General features: G+C 60.5%; 16 protein-coding genes. 8 read left to right on the top strand and 8 right to left on the bottom strand.

Annotated elements, in window-relative coordinates:
- Genes D3Y57_RS15455 through D3Y57_RS15485 form a run of 7 tightly spaced genes read right to left on the bottom strand, consistent with a single transcriptional unit; the run spans position 1 to position 6,026 of the window.
- Positions 1-750, bottom strand: coding sequence for an enoyl-CoA hydratase family protein (locus D3Y57_RS15455; protein ID WP_121154012.1), 750 nt, complete (start codon positions 748-750; stop codon positions 1-3).
- Positions 750-1,835, bottom strand: a complete 1,086-nt coding sequence (locus tag D3Y57_RS15460) for an NAD(P)H-dependent flavin oxidoreductase (protein ID WP_121154014.1) — start codon at positions 1,833-1,835, stop codon at positions 750-752. The genes D3Y57_RS15455 and D3Y57_RS15460 overlap by 1 nt, the downstream gene beginning before the upstream one ends.
- 2 nt (positions 1,836-1,837) lie before the next feature.
- Positions 1,838-3,019: a lipid-transfer protein gene (locus tag D3Y57_RS15465; RefSeq protein ID WP_121154016.1), complete on the bottom strand. Its 1,182-nt coding sequence runs from the start codon at positions 3,017-3,019 to the stop codon at positions 1,838-1,840.
- Entirely contained in the window at positions 3,016-3,459 is a 444-nt protein-coding gene (locus D3Y57_RS15470) for a Zn-ribbon domain-containing OB-fold protein (RefSeq protein WP_205590071.1), read from the bottom strand. The genes D3Y57_RS15465 and D3Y57_RS15470 overlap by 4 nt, the downstream gene beginning before the upstream one ends.
- A complete protein-coding gene (locus D3Y57_RS15475) occupies positions 3,456-4,241 on the bottom strand; it encodes a CoA-transferase subunit beta (RefSeq protein WP_121154020.1) in 786 nt (261 codons plus the stop codon). The genes D3Y57_RS15470 and D3Y57_RS15475 overlap by 4 nt, the downstream gene beginning before the upstream one ends.
- Positions 4,242-4,248: 7 nt before the next feature.
- Positions 4,249-5,136: a CoA transferase subunit A gene (locus tag D3Y57_RS15480; protein WP_121154022.1), complete on the bottom strand. Its 888-nt coding sequence runs from the start codon at positions 5,134-5,136 to the stop codon at positions 4,249-4,251.
- Positions 5,133-6,026 (bottom strand): VOC family protein, encoded by an 894-nt coding sequence (locus D3Y57_RS15485; protein ID WP_121154024.1) that lies wholly within the window; start codon positions 6,024-6,026, stop codon positions 5,133-5,135. The genes D3Y57_RS15480 and D3Y57_RS15485 overlap by 4 nt, the downstream gene beginning before the upstream one ends.
- Positions 6,027-6,256: 230 nt before the next feature.
- On the opposite strand from D3Y57_RS15485, the gene D3Y57_RS15490 reads away from it, so the two are divergent.
- From D3Y57_RS15490 to D3Y57_RS15525, 8 genes are all read left to right on the top strand, one after another.
- On the top strand, positions 6,257-7,303 hold the full coding sequence (locus D3Y57_RS15490) for a zinc-dependent alcohol dehydrogenase (RefSeq protein ID WP_239025886.1): 1,047 nt from the start codon (positions 6,257-6,259) through the stop codon (positions 7,301-7,303).
- Positions 7,296-8,558, top strand: coding sequence for a sulfotransferase family protein (locus D3Y57_RS15495; RefSeq protein ID WP_121154026.1), 1,263 nt, complete (start codon positions 7,296-7,298; stop codon positions 8,556-8,558). Before D3Y57_RS15490 ends, D3Y57_RS15495 begins: the two co-directional genes overlap by 8 nt.
- Positions 8,555-9,790 carry a DUF1214 domain-containing protein gene (locus D3Y57_RS15500; protein ID WP_121154028.1) on the top strand — a complete coding sequence of 412 codons (1,236 nt, stop codon included), beginning with the start codon at positions 8,555-8,557 and terminating at the stop codon, positions 9,788-9,790. Before D3Y57_RS15495 ends, D3Y57_RS15500 begins: the two co-directional genes overlap by 4 nt.
- Before the next feature lie 11 nt (positions 9,791-9,801).
- Complete coding sequence (locus D3Y57_RS15505) at positions 9,802-10,560, top strand: SDR family NAD(P)-dependent oxidoreductase (protein ID WP_121154030.1); 759 nt, start codon at positions 9,802-9,804, stop codon at positions 10,558-10,560.
- Complete coding sequence (locus D3Y57_RS15510; protein WP_121154032.1) at positions 10,560-10,967, top strand: VOC family protein; 408 nt, start codon at positions 10,560-10,562, stop codon at positions 10,965-10,967. The genes D3Y57_RS15505 and D3Y57_RS15510 overlap by 1 nt, the downstream gene beginning before the upstream one ends.
- A complete protein-coding gene (locus D3Y57_RS15515) occupies positions 10,957-11,808 on the top strand; it encodes a sugar phosphate isomerase/epimerase family protein (protein WP_121154034.1) in 852 nt (283 codons plus the stop codon). The genes D3Y57_RS15510 and D3Y57_RS15515 overlap by 11 nt, the downstream gene beginning before the upstream one ends.
- Positions 11,805-12,929 (top strand): Gfo/Idh/MocA family protein, encoded by a 1,125-nt coding sequence (locus D3Y57_RS15520; protein ID WP_121154036.1) that lies wholly within the window; start codon positions 11,805-11,807, stop codon positions 12,927-12,929. Before D3Y57_RS15515 ends, D3Y57_RS15520 begins: the two co-directional genes overlap by 4 nt.
- 78 nt (positions 12,930-13,007) lie before the next feature.
- The gene (locus tag D3Y57_RS15525) at positions 13,008-14,552 is read left to right on the top strand and encodes a FadD3 family acyl-CoA ligase (RefSeq protein WP_121154038.1); all 1,545 of its coding nucleotides are present in this window, start codon (positions 13,008-13,010) and stop codon (positions 14,550-14,552) included.
- 24 nt (positions 14,553-14,576) lie between these two features.
- Here D3Y57_RS15525 and D3Y57_RS15530 read toward each other — a convergent pair whose 3' ends face one another.
- Positions 14,577-15,650 carry a 3-ketosteroid-9-alpha-monooxygenase, oxygenase component gene (locus D3Y57_RS15530; RefSeq protein ID WP_121154040.1) on the bottom strand — a complete coding sequence of 358 codons (1,074 nt, stop codon included), beginning with the start codon at positions 15,648-15,650 and terminating at the stop codon, positions 14,577-14,579.
- Positions 15,651-15,750: the final 100 nt, after the last annotated feature.

Below are 15,750 nucleotides of genomic sequence, written 5' to 3' on the forward strand. Positions count from 1 at the left end.
TCAGAATTTGGCCGCCTTGCCCGTTTCGACGAAGGCATCGCGCGCGCGCTGGCTGTCTTCGTGCATATACATTTCGAGTGTGAAGCCCTGTTCCCAGCGGTAGCCGCGATCGACATCGCGCGGCTCAAGACCGTTCAATGCTTCCTTGGCGATCACCAGTGCCTTGCGACTCTTGCTTGCGATGATCGCACAGAACGCGCGCGCTTCGTTGGCAAGGGATTCGGGCGGCACTACTTTTTCCACTGCACCCAGCCGATATGCTTCGGCCGCCGGAATCGTGCCGCCGGTAAAGAACGCGGCGCGAACTTTGTGCAGGGGCAACATACGCGACAAATGGCTCGCACCGCCCATCGCGCCGCGATCGACTTCCGGCAGCGAGAAATAAGCATCTTCAGAAGCGACGATCGTGTCGGAGGCACCACAGATACCGATGCCGCCGCCGATGACGAACTTGTGAACGGCGGACACAACCGGCACTTCACAGTCGCGTATGGCCTTGAAAGTCAGATAATTGCCGCGGTTAAGGTCCGTTATGCGTTCAGGATGCGCCTGCATCTCCTTAATATCGACACCACCGCAAAATCCGCGGCCCTCTGCGCGGATCAGGACGACATTAACATCCGGGTTCGCACCGGCTGCCCGGACGATTTCCGGTATGCTCATCCAGGTCACGCTATCGAACGCATTTACCGGTGGAACGTCAAACACGATCTCGGCAATGCGGTCGTGAATGGTGGTCGTAATCGGCATCAAACTGTTCCGCTGTGTTCGAGAGGAGAAGCGATCGCCGCGAGCCGCGCCCGTGCTCGCGCCACGATCCCGTCAATCAATTCGGCGCAACTGGGTAAGTCCTCGATCGCACCTGCGACAAGCCCCGTCGCCATCAACCCGCCATCGGCATCTCCCGACACAACCGCGCGCTGAATCAGCATCGGTGCCGCCGCCGCCATCATCGCCTGCGGCAGGCTAAGCCCGCCGTGGCTGGTCATGCCCTTGGCCGACCGGAGCATATCGGCATAGCTGGCGTTCGTCTGCTTCTTCATCTGAAGCCCGCTTTCCATTGCCCGTATCCACAATCCGATGCCCGACGAACGCTCGATTTTGTCGAGTGCCTGATTGCGGATCATGCGCTGGGGCAACCCGTCGACCTTTGTCGATACGTAGATGTCGTCAGTGCCTGCCTCGACATAACGCGCCTTGATACCTTCGGGCGGAGCGCTCTCTCGCGTCATAAGGAATCGTGTGCCCATCGCTATCCCGACAGCGCCGAATGCCAGCGCCGCCGCGAGCCCGCGCCCATCGGAAAAACCGCCAGCAGCCACGACCGGCACCTGAACCGCGTCCAAAACCTGTGGCAGCAGAACCGTCGTTGGCACCGAACCCGTATGGCCGCCGCCTTCGCCACCCTGAACCGTCACGATATCGACGCCGAGTTGCACCATCTTCTGTGCATGTTTCACCGCGCCAACGGTTGGCATGCAGAGGATGCCCGCATTCTTGAACCGCGCGATCATTTTCGCGTCGGGGCCCCGGCCAAAGCTCACCGCACGGATTTGCGCGGCGTTCTCGATAATTATATCGACGATTTCCGCCGCGCCGGGCTGGAAGGAGTGAAAGTTGACCCCGAACGGCTTGTCGGTCCCGCGCCGGACTTCGGCAATCGCAAGACGCGCTTCGGCAGGGGTCATCACTGCGGCGGCCAGAAAGCCGAACGCGCCTGCCTTGGTGGTTGCGATGACTAGCGGTGCCGTCGAAACCCAACCCATCGCGGTCTGCACAATAGGATAAGTGCAACCGAGCAGGCGGGTGAGGGGTGTGACAAGCGGATCGGCCATAATCAGCGCGTCACGATGACCGAAGAACCATGGCCGAACAGCCCCTGATTGGCGGTGATGCCGACCTTGGCACCTTCCACCTGTCGCTGACCGGATTGACCGCGAAGCTGCCAGGTGAGTTCGCAGACCTGTGCCAATGCCTGTGCGGGAACCGCCTCGCCGAAACAAGCCAGTCCGCCTGAAGGATTGACCGGCAACCGTCCGCCGATTTTGGTAGCACCTTCACGGAGCATTGCAGCAGCTTCGCCACGACCACACAGCCGCAAATCTTCCATCCAGTCGAGTTCGAGGGCGGTCGAAAGGTCATAGACCTCGGCCATCGAAACATCCTCCGGCCCGATGCCGGCTTCCTCATAAGCTTTCATTGGAAGCGCGGCCCGGAAGCTCTGCGCGTCAGCAACCACGGCGCTGTCGGTCGCAAGATCGGGCATCTCGATGACCGACGACGCGAACGTCGGCGTTACAGTCGAGATGGCAGCGATGCGGGGGGCATTCGCCTTGCCGATGCGTCGGGCATAGTCGAGGCTGCACACGATCAGTGCGGCTCCACCGTCCGATGTGGCGCAAATGTCCATCAGGCGCAGCGGATCGGCGACCATCGCGGAAGCTGCGACATCTTCTGCTGTGAAAGTCTTGCGATAGCGCGCCTTGGGATTGGTGAAGCCGTGTTCTGCGTTCTTGACCTTAACCGCGGCGAAATCGTCCTGAGTATCGCCATAGATTTCCATCCGGCGACGGGCATAAAGCGCGAAGTATGTCGGGTTGGTGATGCCGACCCGGAATCGCACCCAATCGGGATCGTCGGGCCGGTGTCCCTTGGCGGGTGCGAGAAAGCCCTTCGGCGTGGTGTCTGCGCCGATCACCAGCGCCACTTCCGCCTGACCGGCGAGTATCTTTGAACGCGCGGCGGCAAGCGCCTGCGATCCGCTCGCGCAAGCGGCGTAGCTGGTATTGACCTCTGCCCCCTGCCAGCCGAGCGCCTGAGCAAAAGTAGCTCCCGCGACATAGCCCGGATAACCGCACCGCATGGTTGCAGCGCCGGAAACGAAGCGCACATCGCGCCATGGGATACCCGCATCCGCCAAAGCTTCCTGTGCGGCGGCAACGCCATAGTCGACGAAGCTCCGACCCCATTTGCCCCAAGGGTGCATACCTACGCCGATAACTGCGATTTCGCCGCTCATGCCGCTTCTCCCGCCATGGGTTTCCATTTCCAGACGAGTTTGCCCGCAGGATCGTCTGCGTCTGGCACGGTCTCGACCACGAGTTCCATTTTCAGGCCAGCCTTGAGTTGCTCGACACCCACGCCGGTGACGACCTGCCCCAAAACAACCATCTTTTCCTTCGCAAGCTCTACAGCCGCAATCGCATAGGGTTCGAATGGCTCAGCCGCGACATAGGGTTCGGGCGGCTTGTAGCAGGCGTTGGTGAACGACCAGAGCGTGCCCGTGCGCGAGAGTTCGACGATTGCGAATTGCGAACTGTCGCAGTCGGGATTGCGGCAAAAGCTTTCGAGCTTCGGGAAGTAATAAGTTTTACAATTCGCGCACTGCGAACCGAGCAGGTGCGGCTTGTCCCCGGTGGTGAACCAGCCATCCAGTACGGGTTTGATTGCTTCGCTCATGATCGCCTCGCCGGTGGATTGTCCTTGAAAACACTGGCCCGCATCCCCTTGGGATCGAGCGAAGCAATAACAGCCAGCGCCGCGTCGTCAGGACCGGGCGTTTCGCCCAAGCCCTCTGGCCGGATCAGCGGAAAGCCGGTTGCGTCCTGAACCTGATCGAATGTCACGCCGGGATGGAGCGAACGAACGCGGATCGCGTGATCCGGCCCTTCGAAATCCATTATGCACAGGTCGGTCACGATACGACGGAGATCGACGGCAGTCTGGTTCATGCCGGGCAGCCAGCGTGCCGGATTATAACCGACTCCACCGACGATATCGACTTCGCCCTCGACGAATATCCGCTTCGAGTGATTGGGCACGAACATCGAATTTATGTGGTTGGCGCTGTTCCCCGGAAGGCCACGCATACCAAGCATCGCAATCTTTGGCTGAGCATAGGGTCCGACGCCCGAAAGGTTGGTCTGGCCGAAACGATCGATCTGGAGCGGCCCAATCATCGCGTGTCGTCGACCCGACCAAACGATATCGAAAACACGCGCATACGACATGCATCCTGACAACGCTGGCGTGCCGGTGCGCGGACCCAGCGGAATGGGATCTTCGATGAGGAACGCTTCGCTGTCGGTCATCAACAGCTCGGGACTATGGGTAAGCTTTGCGAGGCCAGCGCCAATACGCGGGAGCGTTCCGACACCGGATGCAAGGATTTCGCCGTTGCCCCGAAAAGCGTCGGCACAAGCGACAATGACGAGTTCGGCGAGAGTGAATTCTTGGGTCATATGATCCTCAGAATATCGGCAGGGGCAGGGCGTTGATCGTGGCGACACCGCCCATGCGATCGATATAATCTGCCTCGTCCGTGCCTATCACGTCGCGGCGATATGCGTTCCAGCCGCCTTCTTCGCCGGCAGCAGCAGCATAAGCTTTCATCGCCTTGAAGTCCCAGCCATGACGTGGCGGATTGGTGGTGGGATGCGCGCCGCACGTGGTTTCTACCACTCCGGTCACGAAACAACGCTCGTAAAAATTGTCCTTGGCCGTTGCAGCGTCGAGATCCAGTCGCTCGACCACCTCGTCGGCGCTGACGAATGTGCGCGTGGCGGCACGGGCGAAGAGATCGTCGAAAAACGGATCGGGGCCCATCGTCAGGGTGTTGCCCAGTCGGTCGGCTTTGGTTGCATGAAGCAGCGCAACGTCCAACTTGATCGCAGGCATCGCCAACAGCACCTCACCATCATCATAAGGTGACGTGACGGTACGAAAATCCGGGTTGGCAGTGAGTACGTCGGAACCGAGGCCGGTACGTGTCGGCAGGAACGGAACGCGCATCGCAGCAGCGCGCAGACCCCATTGCAACAAACCTTCATCCAGTTCGCGCGCCTCGAAAGCGCCCGTCTGTCGCGCATGACGAAAGAACGGATCGGCCGGAATCACGTCCATGGAAACGAAGCCGTAGATAAGCGTCTTGATCTTGCCTGCAGCGAGAAGCATTCCGACTTCGGGGCCGCCATAGGCAACGACTGTCAAATCCTTGAGACCGCTGCGCAGGATAGCGCGGACGAGTGCCATGGGTTTGCGACGCGGCCCCCAGCCACCGATGCCGATCGTCATACCGTCGGCGAGCGATGCGACCATCGCCTCTGCAGTCAGGCGCTTGTCAAAGGTCGTGGTCATTGGCTGAAATCCCATTTGTGACCCCATAAATCTTCTTTGATCGTGAAGGTCGGCGTAACGACTGACCAGTCCGGAAACTGCTGGCCATCACAGCCATATTCAATGTCGAAGCCGCTGGGCGTGCGCATATAAAAACTCAACATCTTGTCGTTCGTATGCCGACCGATCGTGGAGGAGATATGAACACCTGCCGCCAGCGCCCGGTCATAGGCCAGACCGACGTCATCGACCGAGGGAACCTCGACCATCGTGTGGATCAGCCCCGATGGCGCTGGAAATTCACCCACTGCAACTGCGTGATGGCGTGGACCAGCGGCGTGCATGAAGCTCATTCCAAGGCCTTTTTCCGGGCCTCCAGGGAAATAAACACGCATCTCGTCACTGTCTCCGAAACCCAGTAGATCCTTATAAAAGGCCCGTGTCTCGATATACTTGTCGGTTGGGAGCACGACATGGCCGAAACCCATCTCTCCGGTCACGAAGCTCGGCACGCCGATTGGAGACACGAACGGCGTTCCCGCTATCGTGTTGCCCCAGCAAAGCTCAATTGCGTTCCCTGCAGGGTCGTTGAAGCTGGCAAAAGCCTGAACGTGACGCTCGCGCGTGCCAACAGGATCGCCATCGGTGATCGTAACGCCAGCATTACGCACCCGATCGAGCACAGCCAGGTAATCGGCCTCTCCTGCACATTCCAGACCTGCGCAAAGGTACCGGTCCGTGTCGGCAAGTTCGATGCGAAACCGCCACGGCCGGGCATCGATCCGAAGCAGCAGGCGTTTGCCGTCGTCGTCCATCGTCGCCGCAGCGCCGACGACAGTTTCCGCAAACCGGCTCCAGGCCGAAAGGTCGCGTGACTGTACGCGAATATAGGCGAGCGATCTTACCGCCATTGCCTGTCTTCCTCCCCAAAAACACAATTGTTCTGTTTCATCGTGTATCGGGAGCATCTTGGTGTTTCAAGCGGTATACGTGAAAAAATGGCGATAATTATACGCACATTGGTATAAAAAAGACGTTTTATGCGTATCTCGCGAAACTATGAGCGATTTGTTGCCTTGTGTTTGGACGCGTTCGGCGCGTAGAGCTTGCCCCGATCGGAACAACCGACGCGGAGAGGATTATGGCTATGACGACGGTGATGTCGTCCCCTGGAATGGACATGGTGCGAGTCCATGGCCCTAGGCACGTAAGTTGCGATCGGGTCGAGATTCCGATTATCGGCGACAACGATGTGTTAGTGCGCGTTGCGCGATGTGGCCTCTGCGGCTCCGATCTCGGCTATATTGCCATTGGCGGGGTTGCTGCCCCGGCTGATGCACCTTTCGGCATCGGACATGAACTTTCCGGGACGATCGAGGCAGCCGGGGCTTCGGTGCGGGGTATCTCCGTTGGTTTGCGCGTCGTCGTTAATCCGATGGGTGACGATAATATTATCGGTAACGGTGGGCCAGACGGTGGTTTTGCGCCATTGTTGCGGGTGCATAACGCGACGCTGGGTGGCAGCATTCATGCGATCCCCGATGATGTCTCGTTCGAACATGCGGCACTTGCCGAACCGCTGGCGGTGTCGCTCCATGCGGTGCGCCGCGCAAATCCTTCGTCGGGCAGCAACGTTGCCGTTTTCGGAGCCGGGCCAATCGGGTTGGGCATTGTCCATTTTTTGAAAGCTGCCGGTGTCGCGCGGATCGCCGTGATCGATCTGTCAGCCGGGCGACTGAAAAGAGCGCGGAGACTCGGCGCGGATACACTTATCGATGCCAGCCAGGCGGATGTCGCAGCCGCGCTTGGTGACGCACATGGTCGCGCGGAAGTATTCGGTTGGCCGACCGTGGCGACAGATTTGTTCTTCGAAGTTTCCGGTGCAGCGACAGTGCTGCCCTCTATCATTGCGATGGCACCGTTTCATGCCCGCGTCGTAATGGTTGCGGTGCATCACGCGCCTGTCCCCGTCGATTGGAAGATGGCGCTCGGCAAAGAACTGACACTTACCACCGCCATGGGGTACCCGGACGAATTTCCGGCTGCGCTGGCGGCGATTGCGGCACCGGGTTTCGATGCAGATGCGCTGATAAGCCATCGTTTTCCGCTCGATCGCTTCGACGAAGCTCTCAACGCCGCGCGTGATCGAACCGACTCGGCAAAAGTTATGGTGGCATGTGATGGCTGATATCGAAGCACTGATCCGTATCGACGACTTGGCCGAACCGCGACTGACCGACGCTCAGCGCATGGCGATAGACTCAGTCCCCGCGATGACTTTCACCGTGGCCGCTGTACTTGACGCTGCTCGCGCGACGACCGGACTTGATGCCTTTGGGCCGGACGATTTCCGCGAACGGCTTGCTGTGTGGCTTCAAAGTTTCGAGGATGACACTGAGCTCGGACCCCTCGGTCGCGCGACAGTGTTCGGCGAGTGCGTGCGCTATGCCAGCACCCGTCTGCGTGCTCATGATCTAATGCGCAGTCAGCCGGGAATTGCGAACATCGTGATCGACAGGCCGATCATGGTGGCGGGCCTGCCAAGATCGGGAACCACCCATCTCGTCAACGTCCTCGCCGTCGATCCCCGGCTGCGCTCGACGCCATTGTGGGAGACGATGGAGCCAATTCCGGGACCGGATGATATCGGTGATCCCGATCCACGCTTTGTCCGCACTCAGGCTATGTGGGGGGCATTCGAACATCTTTTGCCGCTGATGCCAGCGATGCACGAAATGGCTCCCGACCATGTGCATGAGGATATCGAGCTTCAGGGGCCGGACTTTTCCTCCTACCTCCCCGAATGGATTAGCCGCCCCTATCGCTGGCGCGATTACTATTCTGCTCACGACCAGACGCCGCATTATGCCTATGCCAAGGGGCTGATGCAGGCACTGACGTCGAACCACGGGCCTGCGCGCTGGGTTGTGAAATCGCCGCCGCACATGGAAAACCTGCCGGCGCTGATTGCGGTACATCCGACCGCGATCGTGCCGATTACGCACCGCGATCCGGTGGCGGTTCTGCAATCCGCCATCACGATGATTGCCTATGGCGACCGCATCCGCCGCAAGCGGATCGATTTGCCAGAACTCGCCGCATACTGGATCGACCGCATAGAGCGGTTGCTGCGTGCCTGTGTGCGTGACCGCGACGCCATTCCCGCTAGCCAGTCGATCGATATCCTGTTCCACGAATATATGGCCGATCAAAAGGCGACGATCGCTCGCGTTTACGATCTCGCCGACCTTGAAATGAAGCCTGAAGCCGATGCGAGGATCGACAGGTTTCTGGCCGCCAACCCACGCGGCAGGCACGGCCGGGTCGTCTATGATCTTCAGGGCGATTTCGGCGTGGACATCGGTGCCCTGCGTGAGCGGTTCGGTTTCTATTACGATCGCTTCCCGGTCCGCCGTGAACCTGTTCTTGGAGAACGCACATGACAGTCGAACTCGATCGGGCGAAGGGCCAGAGGCTCCTGTCGGGTCGCGCATGGGACGATTATTGCGAACAGGTCCGCCGCGCCGGTCACATGATCGATCGCTTCGAGGATGAAGCCGATGATCTGGACCGCGCCGAATGGTACCGCTTCGTCACCCGTTTGATGCGGAACGGCTTCGAGCGCTTTATCGAAAACACCGAACCCGAACGCCCGCGCTTGCGCGATACACCCTGGCGGCAGGGAATCAATTTCCAATCGCCGGATCAGGACCATTTGCTGGCAGAGTTCGTGGACGGACAGCATGATTACCGGATCACCGGCAATCGTGGCACGATCCCCTATTTCGTGATCGCCTCGTGGAGCGCGCCACAACCTGCCGACGTGGGCGCGCGAGACTGGGCAGAGCGTGGCGTTGAAGGGCTGGCCGACTTCGACCCCGCAACGCTCACAACGACGGGTTTCCTCCAAAGCGACGTTGTCCATTTCGATCAGGACGGTAATTTTGAGATCATCGTTAGCCGGGATCGACCCGCCGAAGGTCAGGACTGGCTGCCGATCACGGGCGACTGCGTCGGGCTGTTGGTCCGCACTGTCTATCATCTGCGTGAGGAGACGATTGCCCCGGTCATGAGGATCGAGCGGCTTGATGGGGCAACTCCACGTCCGATCCGTTCTGCCGACATGGCGGACGCCGTTGCAAAGGCGGGGCAGGTCGTTCTGGGTTATTGCGAACTCGTGCGTCGCTGGTGGCAGGACAATCTGGCGCGCCGCCCCAATCGCATCCGTTTCAGCCGCGCAGTCTATCTATCCAACGGCGGCGTACCCGATCGCCATCACGGGTTCGGCACATGGGAATGCGAACCTGACGAGGCGCTGGTCATTCGTTTCAACCCCGTCGCCTGCGATTACTGGATCTTTCAGCTCTGCAACATCTGGCAGGAAAACCTCGACAATTACGAAGACGGGGGCGGCCATGTGCAGAAGTACCGCGCCCGGCACGAAGCGGACGGATCGATACTGGTTATCGTCGCAGCGCAGGACCCCGGAGCCGGCGGGAACCATGTCGATCCCTATGGTCACCGGCATGGCGGGATGAGCCTGCGCTTCATCAAGACAGCGGGCGATCCGCCGCCGGTCACTCTCCACCGGCTACCGCTGTCGGTGTTGCGGGCGAAGGGGTTGGCGGCGCTGGACGATCTGACTCCGATCATGAGCGGCGAAATTACTGATTGAGGGAGCACGGTATGACGTGGACTGATTTACGCTACGATTTTACAGGCGCGCGAGTGCTTGTCACCGGCGGCACGAGCGGGCTGGGCGCAGCGATTGCCTCTGCCTATCGCGAAGGGGGCGCAGAGGTTTCTATCACCGGCACCCGAGCAACAGCGGCCGACTATGACGATGACCTGTCGGGTTATCGCTATCTCCAGCTCGATGTCGAACGCCCGGAGCAGGTGCAGGCTGTCGCCGCCGCGCAGGAAAATCTCGATATTCTGGTCAACAACGCCGGTCTCGCACTCGCGTCGACGGGGTTCGATGAACATGATCCGGCGGTCTTTGATCGCTCGCTGTCCATGCACCTCTCCTCCGCATATCGGATGGCGCACGGCTGTCGCGCGGCACTTGCGCGCAGCCAGAGACCCGGTGGCGGAGCGGTCGTCGGGATCGCATCGATGACATCCTTTTTCGGGATCGAACTGATACCCGGTTATGGCGCTGCAAAAACCGGACTGGTCGGCCTGACCCGCGTGCTCGCCGTCGCATGGGCAAAGGATCGCATCCGCGTGAACGCCGTCGCGGCCGGACTGACCCGCAGCCGCATGACCGCCGGTACCTTCGACGACCCTGCGTGGACCCAGCCGACGCTCGATCGAACCCCACTTGGGCGATTGGGCGAGCCGGTCGATATCGCCGGGGCGGTCCTCTTCCTCACGAGTTCGGCGGCAAGCTGGATCACGGGTCAGGTGTTGCCCGTGGACGGCGGCTTCACGGTGGCGGGCTGATGCCGGTCGCGGGCCTTGACCACGTCAACATACGGACGCCCGACCCCGCGCTGACGATCGCTTTCTATCGTGATGTTCTTGGCATGAAATTCAGTAACATCATGGGTCTGGTGGATGAATCTAAGGGCGGCTGGATGCTCGATGAGGCGGGCCGGGCGGCTATCCACGTCGGACATTCCAACTTGCCGTATCCGAGTGACTCGACAACGCCCTGGCGCCCGGCGTCGAGCAGCGGGTCTGTGCATCATGTCGCTCTGGCGTGCGAAGACCGCGTGGCGATGACCGCGCGCCTTGCCGAATATGGCTGCGTCGCGATCGAAAATCGGGTGCCTCAGGTTTCGCTTGTCCAGTTGTTCGTCACCGATCCGACCGGCATCCTGATCGAACTGAACTTTTATGAACCCTGATATGCTCGTCCTTGCGGCTGGGACGGTACAGTCGACGCCATTCCTTGATCGCCTCGCTCCTGCGCGGGCGGCCGGATTCAACGGCATTTCGATGTTCGCGGCCGATTTCGAGGTGCTGACTGCTGCTGGCATAACGGCGAACGAAGTGCGTATGCGGGTCGCCGATGCGGGACTTGTCCTTACCGAGGTCGAGATCGTCGGTAACTGGCTGCCGGGTGCGCGACATAAGGTCGGTTTGCCCGACTGGCTGGTTGCGCTGCTTGATCGAGCGACGCCGGACTATGTGATCGAGATGGCGGCATCACTGGGCGCGCAAGGCATCACGGTCGGTGAGATGTTCGGGATCGAGGCAAGTTATGATTGCGCTGCGGAGGCATTTGCGAAAATCTGCGAACGTGCCTCCGACCATGGCTTGGTCGTCGCACTGGAGTTTATCCCGACCGGTGGTGTCGCGACATTGAACGACGGGTGGGAGATCGTCCGCCGCGCCGGTTGCGACAATGGCGGGTTGCTGGTGGATAGCTGGCACTTCTTCCGCAGCGGTTCCAGCCTCGAACTTCTGGCGCAGTTGCCGCCGACTGCAATCAAGAGCGTTCAGATCTGCGATGCACCGGCCATAGCCGAGGCCGATCTCGACGACGCGATGGTCCACGCGCGGCGGCTCCCCGGCGAAGGCGCACTTGATCTTTCAGGGTTCATCACTGCGCTGGGTGCCTCGATTAGCCAAGTGCCGATTGCCGTCGAGGTTTTCTCGGATGCGCTGGCAAAACAACCGATAGATGAGATTGCCCGGCGTTGCGCAGAAGCCGCGCACAGGGTTTTACAGGGAGATGTGAAATGAACGGTGACAAACCTGGCGCCGTGGTGGTCGGAACAGGCTTTGGCTTGTTCACCCATGTTCGCGCTCTGCGGGATGCAGGGTTCGAGGTGCGTGCCATCGTGGGGCGGGATAGGGAACGGACTGCGACGCGCGCGGCACCGCTTGGCATTCCGCTTGCCACCGATCGCCTTGCCGAGGCGCTGGCGGACACGCACAACGTGCTCGTCACCGTTGCGACGCCGCCACATGCTCATTATCCCGTGGTCATGGAGGCGATTGCGGCTGGTCGCCATGTGGTGTGCGAAAAGCCATTCGCGCGTGATCTGCCGCAGGCGCGTGAGATGCTGGCCGCCGCGCAGGCCGCTGGAATCATCCATATGCTGGGTGCGGAATTTCGCTTCGATTCAGGGCAGGCGCTGCTCCGGCGCGTCGTGCAGGACGGCATGATCGGCGCGCCTCGCCAATTCATGCGCATTTATCATCAGCCGGGACTTCAGGACCCGACGGAGACGCTGAGCGACTGGTGGGAAGATGCGGCGCAGGGCGGTGGTTTTCTGGGCGCGTTCGGGACGCATATGATCGATCAGGTGATTTCCACGATCGGCCCGATCATCCGCGTCTCCGCGGTTTTACAGACGCTGGCACCGGGGCGACCTCGCATGACTGCCGATGATTCTTACAGCGTTCAGTTCGAGTGTGAAAATGGTGCCAAGGGGCTGATCGTGGCGGCCATGGCGGCTCCCGGGCCGCTTGTCATGGCGACCAAGATCGTCGGCAGCGAAGGCGGCGCGTGGATTCAAAGCGGAGCAAGCTTTGGCGAGGCCGAAGAAGTCTGGGTGAGCGATAAGAACGGTGCGCGACGGATCGCGATGCCCGACGATCTCGCCAACCCGCCACCAACTCCTTTTCCGGTCGCCGAACTGATCCAGACCGAACAGGATCGCTGGCACACGATGGGTATCGACGTTGCACCCTATGCGCGACTTTTCGGCGAAATGCGTCGGCGAATTGCTGGCACGGAAATCACGTCACGAGAGGTTGCGGGTAATTTTGTCGATGCCGTGCAGGGGCAGGCGGTTCTCGATGCCGCGCGCCGGTCTTCCGCCGAAAACAGGTGGGTCGATGTTGAAGCGCTCCAATAGCGCGTCTTACGCATGACGAGTTGTTAACAGTTGTTATTGTCGATATGCGTAAATTTTAGTCGAATAAAGTGAGGTCATGTGCTTCCCCAACCCGCTACTCTTGGTGCTTTGATCGATGCGGCCGCCGCGCGCTGGCCGGACCATGTTGCTCTTCAGGAAGAGGATGGCAGTCGCTTCAGTTTCGTTGAGCTGCGTGACTCCATCCGCGCTGTATCGAGTGCTTTTCTTGCCAAAGGGGCGCGCAAGGGAGACCGAATTGGGATCTGGGCACCGAACGCGGGTGCCTGGGCAATCGTCGCCGCGGGCGCGATGCAGATCGGGTTGGTACTCGTGCCACTCAACACGCGGTTTAAGGGTTCGGAGGCTGCGGACATCCTGCGCCGCGCAGGCGTTTCGCGCCTGTTCACTGTTCGCGGCTTTCTGGGCATAGATTATGCCGGAATGTTGAAGGGGCATGATCTGCCGGACCTTCGTGAGATCGTTTTTCTCGACACTCTCGAAGAGTGGCTTGCCGACGACCGGGTTGACGATACAACGCTGGACGCGGCGGTTGCTGTTATCGGTCCTGACGATGTCGCTGATATCCTGTTTACTTCAGGTACCACCGGCTGGCCAAAGGGCGCGATGAGCGGCCACAGCCAGAACCTGCGCAGCTTTGAGGCGTGGAGCGATGCTGTCGGGCTGACCGAGGGCGATCGCTATCTGATCGTCAATCCGTTCTTTCACAGTTTTGGTTACAAGGCGGGCTGGCTCGCCTGTCTGTTGCGCGGTGCGACCGCCCTGCCAGTTGCGAGCTTCGATGCGAGCCTGGTGCTCGCGCGGATCGCGGCCGAGAGCGTCACCGTGTTGCCCGGACCCCCGACGATCTTCCAGTCATTGCTCGACGCGCCGGACCGGGTGCAGCACGACTTGTCCAGTCTTCGGCTGGCAGTGACGGGTGCGGCGAGCGTACCTGCCTCGTTGATCCGTCGGATGCGCGATGAGCTTGGCATCGCCGACGTGCTGACTGCCTATGGGCTGACCGAATCTTGCGGCGTCGTAAGTGCCACACATGCGGGTGATCCCGTCGAGCTGGTGGCGGAAAGCTGTGGGACGCCGATCCCCGGCGTCGATGTGCGGCTTGTTGATGATGCCGGTCAGGATGTTGCGGTGGGAACGCCGGGCGAATTGCTCGTGCGTGGCTTCAACGTCATGCTGGGTTATCTCGACAATCCGAAAGCGACTGCCGAAGCGATCGACGGCGATGGCTGGCTGCGCACCGGCGACATCGCGACGCAGGATGTGCGCGGTTATCTGCGCATCACGGATCGCGCGAAGGACATGTTCATTTGCGGCGGGTTCAATTGCTATCCGGCCGAAATCGAGGCGCGGTTACTCGATCATCCGGATGTCGCGCGCGTCGCCGTAGTGGGACGTCCCGATGCCCGTATGGGAGAGGTCGGCCATGCGGTGATCGTGCCAACGCCCGGTGCTTCACGGGATACTGCCGCGCTGCTCCGCTGGTGCCGCGACGAGATGGCGAATTATAAGGCTCCGCGCAGTATCGAATGGGTCGATGCCTTGCCGACGAATGCCGCCGGCAAGATACAGCGCTTTCTCCTAAAGCCCGACGCCACTACCTGACGGAGCGGCGTCGGACCGTTCAGATCAGGCGACGGCCTTTGCCGCATCCCGCAGATCGACAAGGGTGTGACGTCCGTTGACGCGCTTCTGGAAATCGCCAGCCTGAGCGAGCGGATTGTAGAATTGCTTGTACCAGATGCGGCACTTGTCTGTCGGGCCGTCGCCACGCACCATTAATGGCGCAAAGCATGGCTTCTTGTGCGTCCAGATTTCGAAGTCCTGCGCAAACGCTTCGACGCTGGCCTGCTGATAGGCACGCGCCATCGGCACGTCCTCCTCGGTCGCCTTACGGCCCATGTCCACCATCAGGGCATGCCAGACCTGGATCTTGCCATCCTCGATTGGGGTATGCGTGATTAGCATGTGGGTCGGGAAAGTGCCGCGCATCGACGATTGCAGGATCGCCGGGCCGGTGTACCAGGTATCGAGTTCGAGCAGCCCTTCGCCTTCCTGAACGAGCGTGCGATGGCCTGCACCGAACATCTGCCACTGAACATGATCGTCGAATTCGTTGTAGAAATACTCGATATCGCGCGACCCGTGGATCGGGACGAAATGCGCAAAGTCGGTCATGTTGTCGACGACTTCGATCGGATGCTGCGGCAGTTCGCCCAGATCGTCGATCACCCAGCGCACCCAGTTTGGATTGTCCCACGCCTCGAACGCGGGCAACTCATAATCGGGTTCGTTACCCTCGGCATCGTGCCACATCCAGATGATGCCAGCGCGCTCCACGACTTGCCAGGTTTCGATCTTCGCAGCACTGGGCGGCTTTTGGTCGCTGTAAGGGATGTGGTTGCAACGGCCGTCCGGCCCGAAGCGCCAGCCATGGAACGGACAGCGGATCGATTCGCCCTGAATACGCTCGTTGTCGCGCACGATGTACGAAGTCTCGTTGCGACCGAGATGCGCGCCCATATGTGGGCAATAGGCATCAACCAGATGGGGCGTGCCCGATTCGCCGCGATAGAGCACCATGTCCCGCGCAAAGAAACGCACCGGCATCGGCGTCTTGCCCAGTGCCGACGCGTCCGCAATCATGTGCCACCCGCGCGCAAAGGTGTTTTCGCCAAGCCGGTATTCGGCGGTCGTCGCCATCGCATACTCTCCTGAAATACAATTGAGGGCGGCCAGTTATCCGGCCGTTGATTTCTGATATCGTCATAACACGACCAAAGGTTCTGGAACGTGCACTCCG

This window comes from Sphingomonas paeninsulae (assembly GCF_003660165.1).
Lineage (GTDB): Bacteria > Pseudomonadota > Alphaproteobacteria > Sphingomonadales > Sphingomonadaceae > Sphingomonas_O > Sphingomonas_O paeninsulae.